Below are 23729 nucleotides of genomic sequence, written 5' to 3'. Positions count from 1 at the left end.
TGAAAAATACTTCAATCAGGTTTCAGTTTTTTGTGGTTCCAGTTACAGATTAATGACGAAGGGACATTGATCAGATATTTATGATCAACGTCCCTTTTCTCTATTTCTTATTTTTATTGGTACGTCAGAGACACAACTACTCTTTGATATAAAGATCCTTAGAATAGATGCGCCCTTCCACGTTGTTCTTCGCAAAGCCGCCAACATTTGGTCGCACTAGGCGAGCCTGCATGTAGTAGTAGATTGGCGCGATAGGCATATCTTCAGCCAGTAACTGCTCGGCTTGGTCATAGAAGCCTTGGCGATCTTGTTCGCTGGTTGCGGCCAATGCACTGTCCATCGCAGAGTCGTACTTGTCGTTGTTGTAACGAGCAAAATTACCCGAAGACTCAGAGCGCAATAAGCTCAAGAAGGTAGATGCTTCATTGTAGTCCCCACACCAAGAAGCCCGCATCACATCAAAATCACCTTGGCGACGTGATACTAGGTAAGATTTCCACTCTTGGTTTTCTAGCTCAACTTGCGCGCCTAGATTACCTTTCAGCATGGAAGCAATCGCCACTGCAATCGACTTGTTCGATTCACTGGTGTTGTAGAGCAGCTTGAAATCCAACGGGTTAGACTCATCGTAGCCCGCTTCTTTCAACAGCTGCTTCGCCTTTTGGTCGCGCTCCTTTTGAGTCCATGTGCTGTATTCAGGCTGAGTCGCATCAAAACCTGCCGTGTACTCATGAGCAAAGGTATAAGCCGGTAGGTTCCCCACCTGAGTGACACCATTTGTGATCACGTCACGCATCATGGAATACGACACCGCTTTACGCACTCGCGCGTCATCAAACGGAGGTCGAGTCGTATTGAACGCGTAGTAGTAAGTACACAGCAAAGGCACCGCGGTAAACGCATCTTGGTATTTGGTTTTAAGTTGCTGCGCCATGTGTGTCGGCACGTCAGACGTGATATCGACCTCGCCCACCGCATAACGGTTGATCGACGCATTCTGGTTCTCGAAAGGAATGTAAGTCACTTCGGTTAAGTGCGTATCTGCGTTGTCCCAATATGTCGGACTCTTCTTCAGTTCAATGCGCTCGTTAACCACCCACTCGTCCAGTACAAACGCTCCATTACCGACAAATTGCTTAGGATCGCTCCACGGCTTGTCGCTGTTTTCTAGCGTTGCCTTATGAACTGGCATCATTGAGGTGTGGCCTGTCATCGCCACAAAGTAAGGTACTTTGCTATCGAGTTCGAACTTCACCGTGTGCTTGTCGACGGCCGAAATACCAAGATCTTCAACGGGCTTCTTGCCTTCGGCTACGTCTGCAATGTTGCTGATTTGAGTAAGCTTAAGATACCAAACATTCGGCGAAGCGAGTTTCGGGTCGACCGCGCGTCTTATCGCATACACGAAATCATCGGCAGTCACAGGATCGCCATTAGACCATTTAGCATCTTTACGCAGGTGGAATACAAACGTCTGGTTGTCTTCGGTTTCCCAAGATTCCGCAACACCTGGAGTAATGTTGCCATCACGATCTTGAATCACTAACCCTTCAAATAGGTCGCGTAGAATGTGCATTTCAGGCAAGCCTTCTGCCTTTGCCGGGTCAAGCGTCGCAGCTTCTGCATCATTGGCACGCACCAAGTGTTGCTCCTTCGCCAGAGAAGTTCCGGCAGGCAATGTGTCAGCAACGGCAGTCACTGAGATAAAAGGGGTCAATAAAGATGAAATGATTAAAGCCGTTGAATGTTTCTTAAAATCCATGTTTTTTTGCTCTCCTAGCCTATCTTTGAAGCAAAGTAATAAAATTAACAATGCGACGGTTGACGAGTTTTGACGCTATGGTTTATTTAATAGAGGTCATCTAAATAGTAGTGACACTTTGATACTACTTGATCAATCAGGAGATTAAGGTGAGTTTAATTCCAAGAACGGAAAGAGCGGCATTTTCAATAAAGCCGCTACCATATGGAAAGTCGGTATTGGGCGCACCCTTGCTCTATTTCCCCGCGCAAGTAGAAAGCGAATCTCGCGGGCTGATTTTAGCAGGCACACACGGTGATGAAACCGCGTCTATTGCTGGTTTATCTTGCGCGCTAAGAAGCTTGCCAGCCGCCAACTTGCGACACGATGTGATCTTGTCGATGAATCCAGATGGCAACCAGTTAGGTACACGTGCCAACGCAAACCAAGTCGATCTGAACCGCGCCTTTCCGACCCAGAACTGGACAGAAAACGGCACCGTTTATCGCTGGAGTTCCCACACACCAGTCAGAGATGTAAAAGTAAAAACAGGGCAGGCAAACCAGTTAGAGCCAGAAGTGCAGTCACTGATCAACCTCATTGAGCAGCGCAAACCCAAGTTCGTTATCTCGTTCCACGAACCACTCGCTATGGTCGACGACCCAACCCAATCTGAACTCGCCATTTGGCTAGGCAAACAGTTCAACCTACCACTCGTAGAAGACGTTGATTACGAAACCCCAGGCTCATTCGGCACTTGGTGCCAAGAAAGAAACCTACCGTGTATTACCGTAGAGCTACCGCCCGTGTCTGCTGATTTGACTATCGAGCAATATTTGGATGCATTTGTGGCGGTGTTGGGGTTTTATATTACTGAACAAATAAGATAACTATGATTTTGAAATGTGGAAAATATACCAGTTGTCCCAAAAAATAATTTAGGACAACTGCAATATTGTATTTAAGACAAGAGTGTTTTATGTATTTTCACAACTGCTTTTTTTATATGTTGTGGAAGCTGTAAACAACAGCCAGGTTTATGAGGTTGATTTGGAAAAAACACCGCAAAACATCCGGGTATAAGAACTAAGCTGGATGGCGAATCCATTGAATTCACTAAATAAAAGTCATCATTCGCATTATATTCGGTTTCAGCTACGTGGTACTGACTTTTTAAAGCAAACTGAATTTTCTCTTCACCATGAATCAGAACCTGTAAATCAATATATTCCTTATGTACTTCGGCTAGTTTTTCGTCCTCATGAGCCGTATCAAAACTCATCACATTTACGAACATTAAATCACCATTAATATCATGACGACCAATTTCCAAACTATCTAAGTCTCTATTAGCTAGGAACTCTAAAGCAGTCAGAATCGGCGCAGGGAGTACGCATTTATCAGATTGTGAAATGTGCCCAAAAATCATTGTAACCTCGAAATGTTATAAGCTCTCATAGCATCATGAGAGCTTGAATTAATTGTTATTTTTTAGATGAAGTTAGAACAAACTCTTTGCTGACATCTTTAGGTTCTTCTTTCATTAGTAATGCCGAAATGTAGCCTACAATGACAACAGTCATCGTGCCGATACCACCATAGAAGAAAAAGTTCAAATCGGTTAAGTAACGCGCGCACAGTGTTGCTATTACACTTACAATCACCCCAATGAGTGCACTTTTTGCTGTTGCGTTACGAATAAACACACCCAGCATAAATAGACCTGTCATTGGCCCTCCCATGAGACCAAGTAAACTATTAAATGCATCCCAAATTTGACTCTCTTCTGAGAAGATCAAGTATGTGGAAGCGGCTACACCCAACAATCCAGAGATGACGGTAACAATACGACCAATACGCAATGTATTTTCTGTTTGATGATCTTTACTTAGGCGTTGGTAAATATCACTGGTATAACATGCAGAAATACTGTTCAAGCTACTTGATATACTCGACTGAGATGCCGCAAAAATAGCTGCGATAATCAAACCAGCGATGCCCGCCGGAAGCTGAGTAATAATGTAGAACGGTAGGATACCGCCAGTATTAAAATCATCCGACAGTAGGCTTGGATTTTGTGTGTAAAATGCATACAAACCCGCGCCAACAGCAAAGAAGAATACAGGAACGAAAGCAACAAATTTTGCGTTGGTAATTAGTGCTTTCTTTGTTTCCTCAATTGAGTCCGTCACGATGTAACGTTGAACCACATCTTGGCTTGCTGTGAACTGCTGTAAAACTGAGAAGAAAAAACCAATCATTAGGACTGGTATTGTTGCTTCTGTCCAACTCCAACGAAATTGTTCTGCTGGGAAATACTTATCTGCCTCTGAAGACATTGTGAAGATTTCACCTAAACCACCATCAACGTTGAAACAAAGAACAACAAAAATACCAACAGCCGCCACTGAAAGCATAATGCCTTGCATAACATCAGTCCAAATAACACCTTCAATACCACCTAGGAAGGTATAAATGATACATAAGACACCAATTAAGAACACGATAGTCAGCGGATTCATGTCAATAAATGGCATTAGTGCGAGTGCAGTAAGATAAGTAACAATTGCGATCCGCCCAATATGAAATAACATAAAAGAGATACTGCCGAATAGGCGCATTTTCAAATCAAACCGTTTCTCTAAATATTCATATACCGACGTTAAATTTAGGCGACGGAAAAATGGAATATAGTAAATAAATACAAACGGCAAAATAGCGATTGCAATGTATTGACCAATAAGGAATGTCCAATCGTCTGTATACGCCTTAGCAGGAATTGACATAAATGTAATTGAACTTAACGTCGTTGCGAACACACTAATGCCCGCAGCCCAACCAGGGATGCGTCCACCAGCTTTAAAGTAATCGTCACCAGACTTTTGTCTGCGCGCAAAATAAACACCCACCCCCATTACACCTGCAAGGTATAAAAAGAGCACTATATAGTTCAGAGTTCCAAAAGAATTTGCTTCCATCGTTTTATAGACCTTTAATTATTTTAATTATTTTTTTTTGTAATATTGATGTGCCCAATGAGCTGCACCTAATAAACCGGCATCGGCACCGGCTTGGGCGAGTCTTAGTTCAGGACGAAACACTTTAGGGTTTGTATTCAGTTCAGATTCAACAAGTTCTAGGTAGCCACTTGCTAAACCAACACTGCCACCCAGTGTGACGACATCAATATCCAATGTAATTCGTAGGTTTGAGATAAGTTGAGCAACAGCATGAGCTGATTGCTCGAAAATAGCTTTTGCGTTGTCATTTCCCGACATCCACTTGTCGTGAATATCTTTTCCAGTCGACACAGATGCCCAACGCTTTTTACCCGCTTTAGTTATCGCGGTTCCAGAGGCAATTGCTTCTACACAACCTATACGACCGCACCCACACATAGGTCCATCAGGATCTACTTGCATGTGTCCTGCATGCCCGGCGATACCGCGGCGTCCCACCAATAACTCTCCACCAAGAACAAGGCCGGCACCAACTCCTGTCGATACTGTGATAAATGCCATATCTGTTATGTCACCATTGAGCTGTTGATATTCAATCCAACACGCTGCTTGAGCATCATTGATAACGTAACAAGGTAGAGAAGTGATATTTTCTAAGGTAGCCTTGAGTGGGTAGTTGTTTAGTCCCCCGAGATTGTCAGGGTTCAATGCAGTTAAAACGCCATCATTGATGATGCCGGTTGATGCTATTGCAACATAGTCAGCTTGCCCTATCAGTGGAGAGATCAAATCATCAAGTGCTTGGCTCATCGCCGATGGAACTTGCGATGATGGCGTGCTTACTTGGGTACGCTGTGAAAGGTGATTTGATTCAATTAACGCAGCTGCGATTTTCGTACCACCAATATCGATAGCAAGACAAACACTCATGCACTTTTCTCCATAGCTTCGTGGCGACCAGCACTCACTGCGGTACCAAACCATGAGCAAATGTGTTCAATACGAGTTATAGCAGATCCCACCGTTACACAATCAGCGCCAGATTCAATAGCACGTTGTGCTAGTTCAGGGCTGTTATAACGACCTTCTGCCATAACAAAACACCCCGACTGTTTCAGCCTTTCAACAAGCTCAAAGTCAGGCTCTTCAGGTATAACTCCACCCGTGTAGCCTGACAGTGTGGAACCAATGATTTCAACACCTAGCTGTTTGGCATACATACCTTCAATGTAGCTAGAGCTATCTGCCATAGCCAATCGACCGAGTTTATGGATTTCAGCAACCAAGGTATCAATCGTAACCGGACGAGCACGGTCAGAGGCATCGATAGCAATAATATCTGCGCCTGCTTCATGTAGCGCTTGAACATCTTTAAGATAAGGCGTGATTCGTATTGGAGAATCATCAAGATCACGCTTAACGATACCAATAATAGGTACATCAACGTGAGGGCGAACCGCTCTAAGGTTCTCAACGCCTTCAATTCTCAGGGCTACCGCGCCTCCCATAACAGAAGCCATTGCCATTGCAGTTACTATTTCTGGTTTATCCATGGGACCGTCGTCAACAGGCTGGCAAGATGCGACAAATCCTTTCCTCAGAGTGTTTAAAATGGCGGCTTTCTTAACTTGCATAAGATTCAATACTCCAGAATAAGTATTAATATTGAAATTTAACTCCACAATGCCACCACGGAGTTAAACTTCAACACAAAATTACAAGATTGAAGATCCTTGTCACAAACTTGCCTAATCTCCATACGAAATCGTGAAAAAAGAGGCTTTAAATGATATCCATGATAAAACAATCGGAGTTAAACTCCATAAAGATGTGTAATATCCCTTCGAATGAAGTGATACTCCCTTAATAATTTAGAGCCCAAAGAGAACTACAATGACAAAGACCTGCACTCCAAACCGCTATGCTCTGGTCAATATCGATATATTTAACGGTACTGAAATACTTAAAAATCACATAATTATTATCGAAGGCGATCATATTGCTGAGGTTGTCCCAGCAGAATCACAGCCAGCGGTTCTTGAACAAGTTGATGGACAAGGCTTATTGGCCTGTGCAGGCTTCATTGATCTTCAGTTAAACGGCTGTGGTGGGGTTTTGTTTAACACAGATCCATCCTACTCAACTTTGAAAATCATGAACGACACTAATCTGCAGTCCGGTACAACCCAGTATCTCCCAACGCTGATTACAAGCGATATCGACGATCTGAAATTGGCTGTTAATTTGATGGGAAAAAATATAGAAATTGAAAAGCAAGGCATCTTAGGTCTTCATTTAGAAGGCCCTTTTATTAGTCATACTAAAAAAGGGGCACATAACGAACAGTTTATCCGTCAATTAGATGAACAAAGCTTAGCCTTCCTTATTAAACACCGAAATATTATAAAAATGGTGACATTGGCTCCTGAATGTAATTCAAAGACCGACATAAAAGCGTTAGCTGATGCTGAAATCTACGTTTCATTGGGGCATACCAATGCAACATATGAGCAACTAAATGAATGCGAAGGGTTAAGTATGGCCACACACTTGTACAATGCTATGAGCTCTTTTAACTCTAGGGAGCCGGGAGCTGTCGGTTATATCTTTGACAAAAAATTATACGCAGGAATTATCGTAGATGGCATTCACTCTAACTTCGCTAATGTACGTATTGCACACCAAATATTAGGTGAAAAGTTATTTATGGTTACCGATGCCGTGACACCGACTGGAACAGATATGAAGCAATATGACATGGCTGGGACTCCCGCATTTGTTACAGACGGGCGCTGTCACTATCAAGATGGAACACTAGCAGGAGCGGCCATCACTATGATTCAAGGTGTGAAAAATCTTGTTGAAAAGGTCGGACTGTCATTGGAACAAGCACTGAATATGGCATCTTTGTACCCAGCTCAAGCTCTGAAATTAGATCAAAAATATGGTCGACTTGACGCTGGATATTACGCAAACATAACGCTTATCGATCAGGGCTTGAATGTCCATAGAACCATTCAAATGGGCAAAATCAAGTATGATAATACAGAGTTAGTTGAACATTCGTAGAAGCGAAAATCTTGAATATTTAAGGCGGTATTGACTATAGCGCCTTAAATACTTCGCCGGAGTCTAATCCAGTGACAATGCTTGAGTAGTTCGAAGTTTACTAGCATGAGCATGGCTTTCATCACCTTGAACCAGCAAGCAATAAATCATATCTAGTACAAATAGCTGAGATATCTTTGTCCCTATCGAATCCCCTTGTAACTGACCCTGACGATTTCCATTTACCAAGACATAGTCAGCATATTCACAAATCGAAGAGCGAGGGTTGTGGGTAATAGCAACCGTTGTAGCCCCTGATTGCTTAGCAATTTTGAGTGCTTTTGTCGTTTCTTGTGATTGGCCTGAATGACTAATGCCGATCGCAATATCCCCTTGAGCAAGTAATGCTGCTTTCATGTACATATAATGGTTAGTCGTCAATGCATCAACATTTAAGCCAATTCGCATAAATCGATATTTGGCATTCTCAGCAGAGATGCCAGATGAACCCACCCCTAAAAAGTAAACCGACTTCGCTAGCTTTATCGATTCACTCACTTGGTTGAGTGTTTCTAGGTTCAACAAATTCAGAGTCTCGGAAAGAACCTTATCAATTGCCTTTTGTAGCTTTTTACCAATAACCTCAGGTTTGTCTGAAGCCGTTACATCGGTGTCAAAAAGGCTATCATCGGCTTCGTCTCGCTGCGAAAGTTCTATCGCTAAAGCCATTTTAAATTCATGAAAGCCCTTAGCTCCTAAGGAACGGCAAAAGCGAATAATCGAAGCGTCCCCTGCTAAAACTAATTGCGACAACTCAGCAATAGAAAGTGTGCAAACTTCATTTGGTTGCTCTAAAACAAAGTCAGCAATACGCTTGGATGCTGGAGTAAAGCTATCATAAAGACTACCTATAGTATCAAGGACTTTCCCTGCTCGAAGTGTATCTATTTTTCCAACCATTTAATCAATACCCTTAAAAACTCTGCTCTCGCACTATATTTCTATTGTTGTAATGTTCATATCTATGAATAGGCGCCCTATTGTATGTCATTACACTCCGAATATAAACTTTGATCTGGTGCACAACTCCATGAAGATACTCTAACACTTATCAAAAATAACTATACAAAGGAGTAAAACTCCATAATATTAAAAAAAATACAGTATAACGCCAATTGGCGTTACATTCTTCAAGACTAAGAGTATTCCTAATATGAAAAAACTAACTGGTTTGATCGCTGCTCCCCATACCCCATTTGATGATAATAACCAGGTGAACTTTCAAGAAATTGATAAAATTGCTGCTCATCTAATTAAAGATGGGGTCACTGGTGCCTACATTTGTGGTACGACCGGAGAAGGTATTCATTGTAGTGTTGCAGAAAGAAAAGCAATCGCAGAACGCTGGGTACAAGCTGCTGATAAGCAGTTAGATTTGATTATCCACACTGGATCTCTAAGCATCGAAGACAGCCTAGAGTTGACTCGTCACGCTGAAACATTAGACATTTTAGCAACATCTGCAATCGGTCCATGTTTCTTTAAACCTAGCTCAATTGATGCGCTCGTTGAATACTGCGCAACTATCGCAGCAGCTGCACCATCTAAAGGTTTCTACTACTACCATTCGAGCATGTCTGGCGTAAACTTGGATATGGAACAATTTCTGATCGCCGCAGATAAGAGAATTCCAAACTTGTCGGGATTAAAGTTTAACTGTACTGATCTTTACGAATACCAGCGCTGCCTGCGCGCGTGTGATGGCAAGTTCGACATCCCATTCGGTGTAGACGAGTTCTTACCAGCAGCTCTTGCATTAGGTGCTAAGAGCGCAGTAGGTAGCACATACAACTATGCAGCCCCTCATTTCCACGAAATCATCGCTGACTTTAACAATGGTGATATCGAAAAGGTAAACCGTGGTATGGACAACGTTATTGAGTTAATCAGAGTGTTAGTTGACTTTGGTGGAGTCGCAGCGGGCAAAGTAGCGATGGCACTGCACGATATAAATGCCGGCAACCCTCGCCTTCCATTGACGCCGTTAAGCAATGCTCAAAAAGAAACGGTTATAGAAAGAATGCGCAAAGCAAATTTTGTAAAATAATACCCTGAATATGGTAGTGGCGGAAAGTCACTACCTTTTCTTAATTATCATCAACACTTCGCAAAATCAACGAGCTACATTAACAAAACGTCTAGTATAGAGTTACAGGTAACCTAATGACTCACCGACGTCGAAAACAAGTTAATAATCACGACGCCCACCAAAATCAAAGCGATCCCAATGATCGCGAAAATATCGAGTTTTTGTCCGTAGACCAGCCAAGACAGTGCTGCGACTAGCACGATCCCTGCCCCACACCAAATCGCATATGCCACACCTAAAGACATAGTTTGAACCGTGAGAGACAACAGATAGAAAGCAAAGCCATAACCGACTAGCACTGCGGCAGTCGCGGGTAAAGAGGTAAACTGTTGCGTTTTAGGTAATAGAGAAGTCGCGACAACTTCAAGCACGATGGCGAGTGATAGCATCACTGGAGGTGGGAGAGATAAAAGCATGTTTTAGTCCACAACTATAAAATACGGCGCTCAGAATATTGTAGTTTTATTTCCGATTCATGCGATTTTCAGCAAGTAATTATTATGATGCACCTTAAAAATTCTTAGGTGTAATTCTCGATTAAACCTACGCTCAGACAAACAAAAGAGCCCACTAACTCGTGGCTAGCAGGCCCTTCATTAATCTAATCATTTAGACGCTTAATTTGCTGACGTTGAGCCTCTTAGAATATCGCGCTTCACTTCACCTTTTAGATCGGTCAAGGTTTGTTGGTCGATATCAATCAAGAAGTGGTCACTTGCTTGGCCTGTTGCGAATTTTTCAAGAATCACAAACAAACTACCGAAACGAGAGCGGAACACTTCACCTACGGTATATTGGCCAAGATCGCCTAGCTCTGAATCTACCGTGCCATCAAACTCGGCAAGCTCTCGGCTTAGCAGTTCGTATTGGCGCAGCTGTGTTTCACCAATATCACGGAATGCCAGTTCGTCTGCATTACGTAGTCTGTAGAAATCCGTCGCTAATAGCTCACCGCTCCACTCTGCAAAGTCAGCTAAGCTTAACCCCTCAGTAGATGCCAAAACCTCAGCTTCTACTTTGGCAGCCTGCCAATCTTGTTGGAATTGCTCGTAGTCATCCACACCATTTTCAACGCAAGTTCCTACGTCATAGCCCAGTTCATTTGCTAGCTGACAAACCGTGAACTGCGTTTCTAGTTGAGACATGATCATCATCTCTTCACCGTTCATGTGCATGATCATTTCACGCATTTCGATTGGCCAATCACTAGGAAGGAAACGCAAGCGCGTTAATTCACGGATATGCCAGTCAGTGAGTTCATAGTAACTCTTTGAATCAAGAATATTGATATCCCATATCTTAGCTTCTTCTTCCTCATTACTTGCGTTTGCTGTTAAGTACTCATGCTCTTCTTCGTAGTGACTAAACAGTTCGTTGTAACGAGCCACTTGGTCAATCACTACGGTTTCAACTTCGATCTGGTTATCAGGGCGAATGTTCAGCAGCTTGTAAGCTGGGATGTAACCCGCTAACGATGGCGCTTGGATATTAAAGAGCGTGTGCTGAACACCATCGATATTGAAGCTTTTCTTACCTGTATCGTTAAAGTGCATGTGACCGCCAACGTGGATGTTTAAGCCCGTTGCAGCCAATGCTCGACTGGTATTGTCATCCGGTTCACGCGCCAGTTGATGACTACCTTCACCAAACAGATCTTCAATCTCTTCAGAAGCACCGTTATAGAAATCAGTCATTGGGAAGTGTGAGAAAGAGACAAGCGTCTTGTTCTGCTCTTTCGCTGCTTTTACCACATCAGAGATCCAATCGATCACGTGTTCTTTGTGAGTCAGCATCATGTTATAGCCAGCGCTGCTTGAACCATCAAACGTGTCGCCATCGACAGAGTTATCAGACGAGTTTTCTTTAGGGCGATAGACATTCGCATCAATGGCCAATAACCACAGCCCTTTAACTGGCTCAACTAAGTAGCTGGTATCAGGTACTTCAGAACAACTTGTATAGCCACTCTCTTTGTAACTGCCACCTGTGCCTTCATAACAGATCTCGTACATACGTTGGTCAAAAGCCGCTTCTTCTTTGGCTAAATCATAGCTGTAGTTGGCACGAGCTTGGTCACTACTGTAAGGCGTTTCAAAGTAGAGATAATCTTGCTGAGGATAGAAACCGTGAGTGCCTAAGATACCCATGATCTCTTCATAGCCCCATTCGCGAACTTCTTCAGTACAAATGATTGCTAGGTTATCGCCGTCACCGGGAATGGTTGTCCACTCATCTTCATAGCCAACACACTCTTCTTTACCCCGACTATAAATACGTTGGTTCTTACCCCCTTCCCCCAAAAAGTCCGACTTACCCGCAGGGATAGTAAATGGCCTCACTGGATCGTGGTTGCCAGGCGCTGCAAAAAACTCAAGGCCGTACGTGTCACGATAGTGGTCAAAAATGCTCACTAATCCACGCATATGTACTGGCTGACCGTCGTCACTAAAGTCCCCCGGCAGTGCTACGTACTTCACACCGCGCTCAACCACATCATCAAGCGCTGCGATCATCGCGAAATAGTTTTCGTTGAATAGACGGGTAGAGTTCATCTGAGACTCCATCGTTCTGATCGTTGCATTCTTACCACTGATTGCATTAGGTAACCCTTCGAACGAGCCGTCCTGAAAATCACCGTAAACATCATGGAAATGGATATCAGGCATGAACGCCACTTGCACTGCGCTATCCATATTGCCGCTGTCATCACTTGGCGAACTTGAATTGCAACCGACCAATGCTGTTGCTATCAAGCCTGACAGTACGGTCAATGTACTATTTTTCATTTTCTCTTCCCAAAAAGTTAGAACTCAAAATTTGGCGAGGAGATTAGGTGAGAAAAATGACACTATTGTTTCTGATATCTTACAAAACGTCGCATACAGAGTGCTTATGCGACATTGCTTCAATCCTTAAAATTCAATTAGTTAGTAACGATCATGAGTATTGATGACTCTACCGTACGAATCAGTTATTAATATATAAGCCGCCATAAGACAACCACCCAAACATCAATGGTAGCTATGCATTCAGACTATTTGGATAAGTAGCCCTCCATCCAAAACCGACTCGATCCGAATAAAGTAATCACTGGGAAAACAGATCAGCTTTCTACACCTATTATTACATATGCGTAATAATAATTTTCTATTTAAGGGGATTATCAAAACATGCACTCGCACCTATACTAGCTCCAACAAAACGAGAGAGCGGAAACAATTAAGCTCAACTACTCTTAACGGGTTGAATTTAATTGCACGGTTATCCGCTGTACTGACATATATAGGAAACATCCAATGACAATCGAAATTAAACCTGGTCAAACTCATATCAAATCAAAAGCAATGGTTGCATGGGCAGCTGGCGAGCCACTAAAAATGGAAGAAGTTGATGTACAACTTCCTAAAGCTGGTGAGGTTCTAGTTCGCATCGTTGCTACTGGTGTTTGTCACACTGACGCATTCACATTATCAGGTGACGATCCAGAAGGTATCTTCCCTTCAATTCTTGGCCACGAAGGTGGCGGTATCGTTGAGATGATCGGCGAAGGCGTTACAAGTGTTGAGATTGGTGACCACGTTATCCCACTTTACACAGCTGAATGTGGCGAATGTAAGTTCTGTAAATCTGGTAAAACTAACCTATGCCAAGCGGTTCGTGAAACGCAAGGTAAAGGCCTAATGCCAGACGGTACAAGCCGCTTCTCTATCAATGGAGAGACAATTTTCCATTACATGGGTTGTTCTACTTTCTCTGAGTACACAGTACTTCCAGAAATCTCTCTAGCGAAAGTAAGCAAAGAAGCACCACTTGAAGAAGTTTGTCTTCTAGGTTGTGGTGTAACTACGGGTATGGGCGCGGTACTTAACACAGCTAAAGTTGAAAAAGGCGACAACGTTGCTGTATTCGGCCTAGGTGGTATCGGTCTATCTGCAATCATTGGTGCTCGCATGGCTGGTGCTGACCGCATCATCGGTGTTGATATCAACGAGAGCAAATTCGAGCTAGCAAAACAGCTTGGCGCGACCGACTGCATCAACCCAACTAAATTCGACAAGCCAATCCAAGACGTTATCGTTGAGATGACAGACGGCGGTGTTGAGTACTCTTTCGAGTGTATCGGTAACGTAAACGTGATGCGTCAAGCACTTGAGTGCTGTCACAAAGGTTGGGGCGAATCAGTCATCATTGGTGTTGCAGGTGCAGGCCAAGAGATCTCAACTCGTCCATTCCAACTAGTGACTGGTCGTGTATGGCGTGGTTCTGCTTTCGGTGGTGTTAAAGGCCGCTCTGAGCTTCCAGAAATCGTAAACCGTTACATGGCGGGTGAGTTTGGTCTTCAAGAGTTCATCACTCACACTATGGGTCTGCAAGATGTAAACGAAGCATTCGACCTAATGCACAAAGGTGAATCTATCCGTACTGTTCTACACATGGATAAATAATTCTCCTTGGCCTCGATTCTTTCGAGCATCGAGGCCAAAGCTATAAATGAAAAGCAACAAACTGTCTTCACCACCTCCTGCCCGGTGGGTGGTGAAACTTTAAATGACATAGACAAGTTACTCCCCAAAACCATCAACCTAACGGAGCACAATAGATGACAATCGAAAACATTAGCCAAGCAAAGGTTGCTGGTGGTTGGCATAAACAATACACCCACTTTTCTGCAACGCTTGACTGCAACATGCGTTTTGCGATTTTCTTGCCGCCTAACGCAAGCAAAGAAAACCCAGTTCCTGTTTTGTATTGGTTATCAGGCTTAACCTGTACCGATGAAAACTTCATGCAAAAAGCCGGCGCGTTCAAAGCTGCGGCTGAGCAAGGCATCGCTATTGTTGCCCCAGATACAAGCCCGCGCGGCGAAGGCGTTGCCGACAATGAAAGTTACGATCTCGGCCAAGGTGCAGGCTTCTATGTGAATGCCACTCAAGCACCATGGGACAGCCATTACCACATGTACGATTACGTGGTAACAGAGCTCCCAGCTTTGATTGAATCTTTCTTCCCAGTAACGTCTGTGAAATCTATTTCAGGTCACAGCATGGGCGGACACGGTGCCCTAACGATTGGTATCAAAAACGAAGATAGCTACCGTTCTATCTCGGCATTCAGCCCAATCACCAACCCAATGCAATGCCCTTGGGGACAAAAAGCATTCAACCAATATCTAGGCTTAGATATTGAAGAGTGGAAACACTACGATGCCTCTGAGCTTCTAAAAACCAAAGGCACTAAGCTGCCAATGTTGGTTGACCAAGGTGAAGCCGATAACTTCCTGATTGAGCAGCTAAAGCCTGAGCAATTAGTCGAAGCGGCTAAGGTAACCAATGCCGATTTAGAGCTACGTATGCAGCCAGGTTACGACCATAGCTACTTCTTCATCTCTAGCTTTATTGATGAGCACATTGAGTTCCACGCAGCTTACCTAAACAAGTAGTCACACCGATTTAGCCCACACCTTGCAAAAGCGTGAGGTGTGGGCTTTTTTGTGCCTGCTGTTTGGGCAAATACGCTGTGACTAAAGAGCAGCAACAACGATTAACACTTTCAAATACCCCGCTATACCAACAAAAAACAATACAACTAAAAGGTACGACTATGAGCTGGTTTTTCTTAATGATGGGCGTGATGGCGGAAGCACTTTCTCACGTAGCACTTAAAGCAACCGACGGTTTCAGTTTGTCTAAACCCATCCCTGCTCTATTGGTGATTTCAGGACACTTAGCTGCATTTCTATTTTTGAGCCAAGCGATGAAAGGGATGCCAGTTGGTGTAGTGCACTCTTTATGGGCGGGCTTGGCTATCGTCACCGTGAGCTTGATTTCTACGTTTGTTTACCGCCAACACCTCGATACTATGGTGTGGGTTGGTATGTTATTTGTGGCGGCAGGTGTTGTGATGATCAACCTATCTCAAGGTCACTCGCACTAGTGTAGATAGTGACTTATGAACAGTGTGTCAATTCATTCAAACTTCCTAACAGACAGGTGCCGCCTTCACTTATTCATACTCTTACAATCAACAATTCAAACCTGTTACCATAGCGTCTTCAACATCACCTATTTTGAAGGTTGCTATGAAAGCAATTAAGACTCTTTTCTTCCTGATGGTTTTATTGAGCGGTCTGTTTACCGCTTGGCTGTTTATCCCAATTCCAGCGACCATGGACAAGCAAACGCTCGACGTTCCATTAACGGAACCGTTCAAGCTTGTGGCGTACCGCAGCAACCCGAATGATGCGAGCAAGCCGCTGACTTACCACTACTATGTGATTTCTGATGTGGTTGGCGTGGACGACATGGACCCGTTCCTAGTTACCACAGACCAATTCGTGAAACTTGGCGAATTCGACGAGAACACGTTCAATTTAACGGTTAACGGCAAAATCGAGAGCTACACCAACGATTTGTGGATCAAAAAATCTGACGGCAAGCTTCAGCACTGGTACGTGAGTATCGATGCGAACTATGTTCGTTAGCGTCGAACCCAAATAGACCCGATTTAAAACTGCGCTTTGGCTTCCAAGCGCAGTTTTTGTTTCTAGCGCAATTTTTGTTTCAAGCTGCCCGCCTTAAACTCTCCCTCACTTTTTACCCATCATTGCCGTGCACTCAAGGTTTTATAAGATCTTTAGATACGATAAGCTCCACCTATACTCGACGCCCTATAAATCAAAAATAATAAAGGATCACTCGTGGAATTTACGCTCGACAAATTTAACGGCATCATCATTGACCCAGCAACAGCACCTCACAATGTTGATTCATTCAATGCCGAACTCAGCGAGATCACCGAATTTTCAAAGCAGAATAACAAAGGCATCATTTGGATTAGCTTGCCTATTTCACTCTCGCACCTTATTCCGGTGGCGACTGAGCTTGGCTTTGTGTTTCACAACTGTCTAGAAGACGAGATTACGCTGATCCACAAATCCGAGATTGTAGAGTTTGTACCTTTCATCCCTACCCACACCTTAGGTGCTGGCGCGTTGATCACCAACGAACACAACCAAGTGCTGATGATTAAAGAGCACGGCATGACGGGCTACAAATTACCGGGCGGCCATATTGAGTTGGGTGAAGGTATTGAGGAATCGGTTGTTCGGGAAACATTGGAAGAAACCGGTATCGAGGCAACGTTCGTTTCTGTGGTTGGCATGGCGACGAGACACCCGTATCAGTTTGGCAAATCGAACCTCTACTTTATTTGCCACCTTATCGCTCAAACCCAAGAGATTGCGATTCAAGACACCGATGAAATTGCAGAAGCTAAATGGATTGATGTTGAAGAGTATATTAACAACCCTGACAGCTACCCATTTAACCGCCAATTAGTCGGTTCTCTGATCGGAAAGCAAGGTTTGGAACTCACTCAGTTAGAAGGCAACTATGGCCCTGTCCACAAGCCAGAGATCTTCTTTTCGCAAAGCTAGAGCGATTCAGATATAAAAACGCCCAATTCGAATGAATCGGGCGTTTTGGTTTTACTTTTTGTTTTTCTTAATTAAGCCAACTGCGTTGTTAGTTATTCTTTGTACCCATGATTCATTCTCATACTTTTAGAACGAACCTGTATTAGAAGAAGCCCAACGGATTAGTATCGTAGCTGATCAACAGGTTCTTCGTATTTTGGTAGTGGTCGAGCATCATCTTATGTGTCTCACGGCCAATGCCCGATTTTTTGTAACCACCAAACGCCGCATGTGCTGGGTAAGCGTGGTAACAGTTCACCCAAATACGTCCCGCTTCAATGTTACGACCCATGCGATACGCTAGGTTTGCATCACGTGTCCACACGCCTGCGCCCAAGCCATACTCGGTGTCATTGGCTATCTCTAGTGCTTCTGCTTCGTCTTTAAACGTCGTTACCGCGATAACAGGGCCAAAGATCTCTTCTTGGAATACACGCATCTTGTTGTTGCCTTCGAGCATGGTTGGCTGAATGTAATAGCCATTACCGAGATCATCTGGTTGTTGCGCAATTTCACCACCTGTTAGCACTTTCGCACCTTCTTGACGACCGATTTCTAGGTAACTCAGAATCTTATCGAACTGCTCTTTTGAAGCTTGTGCGCCAACCTGAGTATCAGTGTCTAACGGGTTACCTTGTTTAATCGTTTGAGCACGCTCAACGACCTTGGCGATGAACTTGTCGTATACCGATTCATGGATCAGCACACGTGATGGACAGGTACACACTTCACCTTGGTTGAAGAACGCAAGTAGCATGCCTTCAACACACTTATCAAGGTATTCGTCTTCATGGTTAAATATGTCTGGGAAGTAGATGTTTGGAGACTTACCGCCAAGCTCAACCGTTGATGGAATCAAACTTTCAGCCGCACATTTCAGGATATGGTGGCCGACCTCTGTTGAACCAGTAAACGCTAGCTTCGCCAAACGATCGCTAGTTGCTAACGCTTGACCCGCTTCGCTACCAAAACCATTCACGATGTTGACCACGCCAGCAGGTAGAAGATCAGCGATCTTCTCCATCATCACCAAAATCGAAGTCGGTGTTTGCTCGGCTGGCTTCATCACTACACAACATCCTGCTGCCAGTGCCGGTGCTAGTTTCCAAGCCGCCATTAAGATCGGGAAGTTCCAAGGAATGATCTGCCCAACCACGCCAATTGGTTCAGGGAAGTGGTAACTCGCCGTGTTTGAATCGAGTTCTGCTGCGCTGCCTTCTTGTGCTCGGATACAACCCGCGAAATAACGGAAGTGATCGACAACCAACGGAATGTCCGCCGCTAGCGTTTCACGCACAGGCTTGCCGTTTTCCCACGTTTCAGCGACCGCGATTTCTTCTAGGTTCGCTTCAATGCGGTCGGCAATTTTAAGTAGGATGTTCGAACGTTCAGTCACACTCGTTGCTGCCCAACTTGCACGAGCTGCATGCGCCACATCGAGTGCCAAGCTGATATCCGCCTCGGTTGAGCGTGCCACTTGGCAATACACCTGACCATTCACTGGGGAAGTGTTATCAAAATACTCGCCGCTGACAGGCTTCACCCACTCGCCACCGATAAAGTTATCGTATTGCGCTTTAAAGTTAACCACTGCGTTATCACTACCCGGCTGTGCGTAAATCATAGTTAGATCCTTCTTAGATTTTTAGTCGTTGTTCATTCGTTATTGAGCTTATGTTGTCGAGCTAGCATGGCGGCTTCTCTTGAGAAGAGATCACGTGAGAAAAGAGCTCTAAAAAAGAGAGCCACCATGTTTATGCTTTCTGTTTAAAACACTGATACTTCGTGTTTTCTTCACAACAAGAACAACGCAAATCACACGCCACAACCTCAAAACTTGTTGTTAATGAATTGTAAAACTATGATTACCAAACGTTTACAACCCAAAGTGAGTTGGTATTGAACGGACGTATGGAAACCACTCCAGTGTTCAACTGTTCCAAATTGGTACACCCTCACTGTTACGACATGGAACAGTCATGCACCCTCAACAAGCAAACACCTCAGATTGGCTTTCATCCTCTTGGCACCGCAGCACAGAAGCGGGTCTAAAACAGAGACGACTTCCCGAAGACATTCGCCTTCCACAATCGATTCTTAAACAGAGACGTCACCAATCTTCGAGCTTAATTCAAATAATCGAACGTAATGCTCTACCTCTGTTTAATCAGATGTTTGCACGCACTGACAGTCGTTTGATTTTGACCGATATTGAGGGCGTCATTCTGGCAAGTTGGGGACAGGAGCGGTTTAAGGAGAAGCTGACATCAATTGCACTCAGCTCAGGGGCGTGTTGGCAGGAACAACTCAAAGGCACTAACGCGATTGGCACCGCCATTGTTGAAGCCAAGCCAGTATCTATCATTGGCGAACAACACTTCATCCACCAGCACCGATTTATCAGTTGCTCAGCAAGCCCGGTGTTCGACCATCAAGGTCAAATGGTTGGCATATTGGACATCACCAGCGAGCAGCAACAACACGACAGTTCTGTCCAATTGCTGGTTCAAAATATGGTTCAGCTTGTTGAGAACCAGCTACTGAGTCACATCCCACAAGGCACCACTCGTATTGACCTCGCGTGCGAGAAATCGTTGCTGCACAGTGGTTGGCAAGGGATAGTGATAGCCAATGAGGCTGGTGAGGTAGTAGCGCACAATCAAGTCGCCTCTCAGCTGCTGGATCAAACCTCGATCGTCGGCGAATGCATAGATACACTGTTCAACCGAACCTCATTAGACACGCCCTTTGTGTTTGAGAAACAGCACCTCAAGCAACCAACTGCAAAACGCACTCGCTCTATTTCAGCCTCGTGCGATTTGCACCATGGCGAACAAAAGATAGAACACGCTTGGCAGCAAGCTAATAAGGTTATCGATAAAGGGATCAGCCTATTAATCCTAGGAGAAACAGGGGTCGGGAAAGGCGAATTTGTTAAAGCATTACACAAACAGAGCCAACGCAAATCGTCGCCTCTCGTGGCGGTGAATTGTGGTGCACTACCCAAAGATCTTATCGAATCAGAACTGTTTGGTTACGCGCCGGGCGCTTTTACTGGCGCAAGCCACAAAGGTTTCCAAGGTAAGATCCGCCAAGCAGACAAGGGAATTCTGTTTCTCGATGAGATCGCCGACATGCCTTTAGAGGCTCAGTGTCGATTGCTGCATGTTCTGCAAGACAAATCCGTGGTGCCAGTAGGTTCAAATCAGAGTTACCAAGTCGATTGTCAGATCATCGCCGCCACTCATAAAAACTTAGAACAGTTGGTCGCTACGGGGGAATTTCGACAAGATCTCTTTTACCGCCTGAATGGCTTGGCCTTTACTCTGCCAAGCCTGCAACATCGACAAGACAAGCACGCCCTAATCGAACACATTCATCGTAAATACGCCGAAGACGAACAGACAATCTGCCCGCACTTAATGAGCTTACTGTGCGCCTATTCTTGGCCGGGTAATGTCCGCGAGTTAGATAACTTACTTAAGGTCGCAGCTTTATTGGCAAGTGATGAACGACAACTCACGCTAGAACATGTACCTAGCCACCTTGCTCAACATCTCACGTCGTTAGCACACGATAATCAGCATCAACTAATGACTCCAAATGCCATCAAAGGTACAGCGAATTCCGATTTAAGAAGTACCGTTGAAGAAACCTTGCTGCAAACCTATCAAGCGAACCAAGGCAACATCAGCAAGACATCTCGAATACTGGGCATCAGCCGTAATACCATTTATCGAAAGCTGAAAAGCTTAGGCATTCTTCAATAAAACATGAACAATGATTTGGATGCTCTAATTGAGCATCCAAAGTAGAAACACACACTTTATAAGTGGATATACAGTGCTTCGGACTAAATTAAAGTGTGAGTAAAGTCACGTAATAAGTAATCCATATTCAGGACACCCTCAAACTACAACCTATTGATTTGCCGACAAATAAATATCATTAATAAATTTAAAAGATCAATGAATACAAATAGCTAATGAAATACTAACGGCCATTTGCTTACCTTATAGAACCCGCCTGCAAGATATAAATCTGAGTACTATGCAATCCTATTTATAATTTTGATCACCCTATTCTTTTTGTGTTCATTATTTTGAATTTTCCATTCACTTATCTTGTTTAAAATCTCTGGGAAATTACCAATATTTGGCTATAGGGATCATATGTTTAACAGTATACGTACGCGAATTGCGGTGAGTGCAGGTGGAGCAATGGCTTTCACTCTGTTGATCGCAATGGGCATGACCACCAGCGCCTTTACCGATGTGAACAAACAAGTCACTGAAAAAGTAAAGACGCAGCTGACAGACGCCACAACGACAGATTTGCAAAACACGGCCATTCAACAAGGTTTGAACATTGCTAACCAACTTGATCCTGTACTAGCAAACCTTAAGCAAGCACGATCCATAATTGAGTTAAGTTCAGAAACCAACGCAAGCGCAGACCTTATCGTTAAACAGTTTACTGCCGCCTTGGAAGCACAAAACAAAGCTGTATTTGCGGGCTACATGGTTTGGGAGAACAAGACTTGGCCACAACAAACCGATCTGAATAACGAGATCAGCTTGGACACCGAATTAGGTTTTAACAGTCAGGGCTACCTTGCGCCTTTCTTCTCTCCAAATGATCAGAACAGCTTTGATGCCGTCGCAATGGAGAGCTTTAGCAATACCGAGCTAAACAGCAACGGTGAGCGCAAAGACGACTGGCACTTAATGCCATACCAAACCGGTAAGACATTTGTGATGGAACCCTATTTCTATCCAGTTCGCGGTAAGCAAGAGCTCATTACTACCATCAGCCAACCAATCAAACAAGACGGGAAAATCATTGGCTCAATTGGTTTTGATTTGTCTTTGTTTGAGCTTCAAAGCCAAAGCGAATTGCTTGCACGTAACTTGTTTGATGGCGAAGGAAAAATCCTTATCACATCATGGAAAGGCATAACGCTGGCTAACAGTCGTACTGGAAACATGGTGGGTAAAAGAGTCTCTTCTGAATTGGAATCCGAATGGTCGACAATTCAATCTATCGCTAAACGAGAAGGCGCCGGCCTTGTTAATTTCGGCGGAGATGAGTACGCAATTACCGCAATTGATACCAGTGATGCTCCTTGGGTAGTCATGGTGTCGGTTCCCAGTAGTCACCTTACAAAAAGCGTCGACGACTACACGCAATGGAGTGATGCACAGAATTCAAAAGCACTTGAAAAAGGTGTGTGGGCGGGGATCATCGCAGCTCTTCTAGGCATAGCCTCAATGACATTCATTGCCAATTCGCTGGGCAAAGTACTGAACAATTTAGTGGATCGCTTTAAAGATGCAGCACAAGGCGAAGGTGACTTAACTTACCGCATTGAAGTGAAAGGGAAAGATGAAACTGCTCAGCTTGCACACTGGTTCAATACCTTCCTATCTCGTATGCAAGAGATGCTACTTACCGTGATGGTAACGGCCGACCAAGTGGATAAAAACGCAACAGAAGGCCAAGCTAGAGCTGAAGTTTCACGTGACCAGTTGAACTCTCAGGTTAACGAGGTGAACTCACTTGCAACCGCGATCAATGAAATGAGTGCAACTGCGCAAGAAGTGGCAAGTTCAGCGGTTCAAGCAGCAGCGGCAGCAAGCCAAGTGCAAAGCAACAGTCTCAATGGCATGACACGCATGGACAATGCCGCCAGCGCTGTAGACAGCTTGGCTGTGCAGGTTAACGATGCGCAGCAACAAACACAGAACCTAGTCGATTCGAGCACCGCTATTCAAGGTATCTTGAGCGAGATTGGTGGTATTGCAGAACAAACAAACCTACTAGCGCTTAACGCTGCGATTGAGGCTGCACGTGCGGGTGAAGCAGGACGAGGCTTTGCTGTCGTGGCAGATGAAGTACGTAACCTCGCAAATCGCACTCAAGGCTCGACAGAGGAGATTCGCTCGATGTTGGCTCGCCTAGAACAAGAGACTCAATCTATCGTGATATTGATGGAGCAAAGCCAGAAGCAAGCGAACGATACCAAAGGGGAAACCCAAGCTGCACACCTCGCCTTGTCTGAAATCAACCAAGCAATTGAAGTGATTAACGACATGAACAATCAGATTGCTTCGGCTGCCGAAGAGCAAAGCTCAGTGTCAGAAGAGATTAACCGCAATGTAGTGATCATCAATGACACCGCTGTGGAAGTGATGGACACCATGACATCATCAGTAGCAATCAGTAACGAACTGACCGTAAAAGCTGGAGATTTACACGGTGAGTTAAGCAAGTTTAAGCTCTCTTAACTCACGCTCAGTCTTCCATAAAAATAAGGCCGAGAAACGCAATGTTCTCGGCCTCTTCATTTCTTAATTC

At 44.3% G+C, this 23729-nt stretch carries 19 protein-coding genes; 10 read left to right on the top strand and 9 right to left on the bottom strand.

Features of this window, described 5'->3' with window-relative positions:
• Positions 1-136: 136 nt before the first annotated feature.
• Entirely contained in the window at positions 137-1762 is a 1626-nt protein-coding gene (locus tag QWZ07_RS06740) for an ABC transporter substrate-binding protein (RefSeq protein WP_192852482.1), read from the bottom strand.
• A gap of 149 nt (positions 1763-1911) precedes the next feature.
• Between QWZ07_RS06740 and mpaA the strand changes: the two genes are divergently transcribed.
• On the top strand, positions 1912-2631 hold the full coding sequence (mpaA, locus tag QWZ07_RS06735) for a murein tripeptide amidase MpaA (RefSeq protein ID WP_192852481.1): 720 nt from the start codon (positions 1912-1914) through the stop codon (positions 2629-2631).
• 71 nt (positions 2632-2702) lie between these two features.
• Here the strand turns inward: mpaA and nanQ are convergent, their stop codons facing one another.
• The 4 genes from nanQ to QWZ07_RS06715 are packed head-to-tail and all read right to left on the bottom strand — an operon-like array spanning position 2703 to position 6335.
• On the bottom strand, positions 2703-3170 hold the full coding sequence (nanQ, locus tag QWZ07_RS06730) for an N-acetylneuraminate anomerase (RefSeq protein ID WP_192852480.1): 468 nt from the start codon (positions 3168-3170) through the stop codon (positions 2703-2705).
• A gap of 55 nt (positions 3171-3225) precedes the next feature.
• Positions 3226-4719 (bottom strand): sodium:solute symporter family protein, encoded by a 1494-nt coding sequence (locus tag QWZ07_RS06725; protein WP_192852479.1) that lies wholly within the window; start codon positions 4717-4719, stop codon positions 3226-3228.
• 27 nt (positions 4720-4746) lie between these two features.
• Positions 4747-5631 carry an N-acetylmannosamine kinase gene (locus tag QWZ07_RS06720; protein ID WP_192852478.1) on the bottom strand — a complete coding sequence of 295 codons (885 nt, stop codon included), beginning with the start codon at positions 5629-5631 and terminating at the stop codon, positions 4747-4749.
• A complete protein-coding gene (locus QWZ07_RS06715; protein ID WP_065111869.1) occupies positions 5628-6335 on the bottom strand; it encodes an N-acetylmannosamine-6-phosphate 2-epimerase in 708 nt (235 codons plus the stop codon). The genes QWZ07_RS06720 and QWZ07_RS06715 overlap by 4 nt, the downstream gene beginning before the upstream one ends.
• A 259-nt stretch (positions 6336-6594) precedes the next feature.
• On the opposite strand from QWZ07_RS06715, the gene nagA reads away from it, so the two are divergent.
• Positions 6595-7770 (top strand): N-acetylglucosamine-6-phosphate deacetylase, encoded by a 1176-nt coding sequence (nagA, locus tag QWZ07_RS06710; RefSeq protein ID WP_192852477.1) that lies wholly within the window; start codon positions 6595-6597, stop codon positions 7768-7770.
• A 63-nt stretch (positions 7771-7833) separates the two neighbouring features.
• Here nagA and QWZ07_RS06705 read toward each other — a convergent pair whose 3' ends face one another.
• The gene (locus QWZ07_RS06705) at positions 7834-8709 is read right to left on the bottom strand and encodes a MurR/RpiR family transcriptional regulator (protein WP_065111867.1); all 876 of its coding nucleotides are present in this window, start codon (positions 8707-8709) and stop codon (positions 7834-7836) included.
• 253 nt (positions 8710-8962) lie between these two features.
• Here QWZ07_RS06705 and QWZ07_RS06700 point away from each other — a divergent pair, with 253 nt between their 5' ends.
• Positions 8963-9856 (top strand): dihydrodipicolinate synthase family protein, encoded by an 894-nt coding sequence (locus QWZ07_RS06700; RefSeq protein ID WP_065111866.1) that lies wholly within the window; start codon positions 8963-8965, stop codon positions 9854-9856.
• Between the two features lie 113 nt (positions 9857-9969).
• Here the strand turns inward: QWZ07_RS06700 and QWZ07_RS06695 are convergent, their stop codons facing one another.
• On the bottom strand, positions 9970-10314 hold the full coding sequence (locus QWZ07_RS06695; protein WP_065111865.1) for a DMT family transporter: 345 nt from the start codon (positions 10312-10314) through the stop codon (positions 9970-9972).
• A 201-nt stretch (positions 10315-10515) separates the two neighbouring features.
• Positions 10516-12684: a metallophosphoesterase gene (locus QWZ07_RS06690; RefSeq protein WP_192852476.1), complete on the bottom strand. Its 2169-nt coding sequence runs from the start codon at positions 12682-12684 to the stop codon at positions 10516-10518.
• A gap of 510 nt (positions 12685-13194) precedes the next feature.
• On the opposite strand from QWZ07_RS06690, the gene QWZ07_RS06685 reads away from it, so the two are divergent.
• The 5 genes from QWZ07_RS06685 (at position 13195) to QWZ07_RS06665 (ending at position 17333) form a co-directional block, all read left to right on the top strand.
• Positions 13195-14343 (top strand): S-(hydroxymethyl)glutathione dehydrogenase/class III alcohol dehydrogenase, encoded by a 1149-nt coding sequence (locus QWZ07_RS06685; protein WP_012601124.1) that lies wholly within the window; start codon positions 13195-13197, stop codon positions 14341-14343.
• Positions 14344-14498: 155 nt separating this feature from the next.
• Positions 14499-15338, top strand: coding sequence for an S-formylglutathione hydrolase (fghA, locus tag QWZ07_RS06680; protein WP_017089684.1), 840 nt, complete (start codon positions 14499-14501; stop codon positions 15336-15338).
• A gap of 161 nt (positions 15339-15499) precedes the next feature.
• A complete protein-coding gene (locus QWZ07_RS06675; RefSeq protein ID WP_012601126.1) occupies positions 15500-15832 on the top strand; it encodes a DMT family transporter in 333 nt (110 codons plus the stop codon).
• A 145-nt stretch (positions 15833-15977) separates the two neighbouring features.
• A complete protein-coding gene (locus QWZ07_RS06670; RefSeq protein ID WP_017111473.1) occupies positions 15978-16379 on the top strand; it encodes a hypothetical protein in 402 nt (133 codons plus the stop codon).
• A 216-nt stretch (positions 16380-16595) separates the two neighbouring features.
• Positions 16596-17333: an NUDIX domain-containing protein gene (locus QWZ07_RS06665; protein ID WP_192852475.1), complete on the top strand. Its 738-nt coding sequence runs from the start codon at positions 16596-16598 to the stop codon at positions 17331-17333.
• Positions 17334-17475: 142 nt separating this feature from the next.
• On the opposite strand, the gene exaC is transcribed toward QWZ07_RS06665, so the two are convergent.
• A complete protein-coding gene (gene exaC / locus QWZ07_RS06660; protein ID WP_192852474.1) occupies positions 17476-18996 on the bottom strand; it encodes an acetaldehyde dehydrogenase ExaC in 1521 nt (506 codons plus the stop codon).
• Between the two features lie 355 nt (positions 18997-19351).
• Here exaC and QWZ07_RS06655 point away from each other — a divergent pair, with 355 nt between their 5' ends.
• Together QWZ07_RS06655 and QWZ07_RS06650 are read left to right on the top strand one after the other, a co-directional pair.
• Complete coding sequence (locus QWZ07_RS06655) at positions 19352-21142, top strand: sigma-54-dependent Fis family transcriptional regulator (protein WP_192852473.1); 1791 nt, start codon at positions 19352-19354, stop codon at positions 21140-21142.
• A gap of 402 nt (positions 21143-21544) precedes the next feature.
• A complete protein-coding gene (locus tag QWZ07_RS06650) occupies positions 21545-23659 on the top strand; it encodes a methyl-accepting chemotaxis protein (RefSeq protein WP_192852472.1) in 2115 nt (704 codons plus the stop codon).
• The last annotated feature ends 70 nt before the right edge of the window (positions 23660-23729 follow it).

Origin of the sequence: Vibrio lentus, assembly GCF_030409755.1 — a bacterium.
Lineage (GTDB): Bacteria > Pseudomonadota > Gammaproteobacteria > Enterobacterales > Vibrionaceae > Vibrio > Vibrio lentus.
The sequence above is the reverse complement of the archived record's forward strand: the minus strand, read 5'-3'. Positions and strand labels throughout refer to the sequence as shown.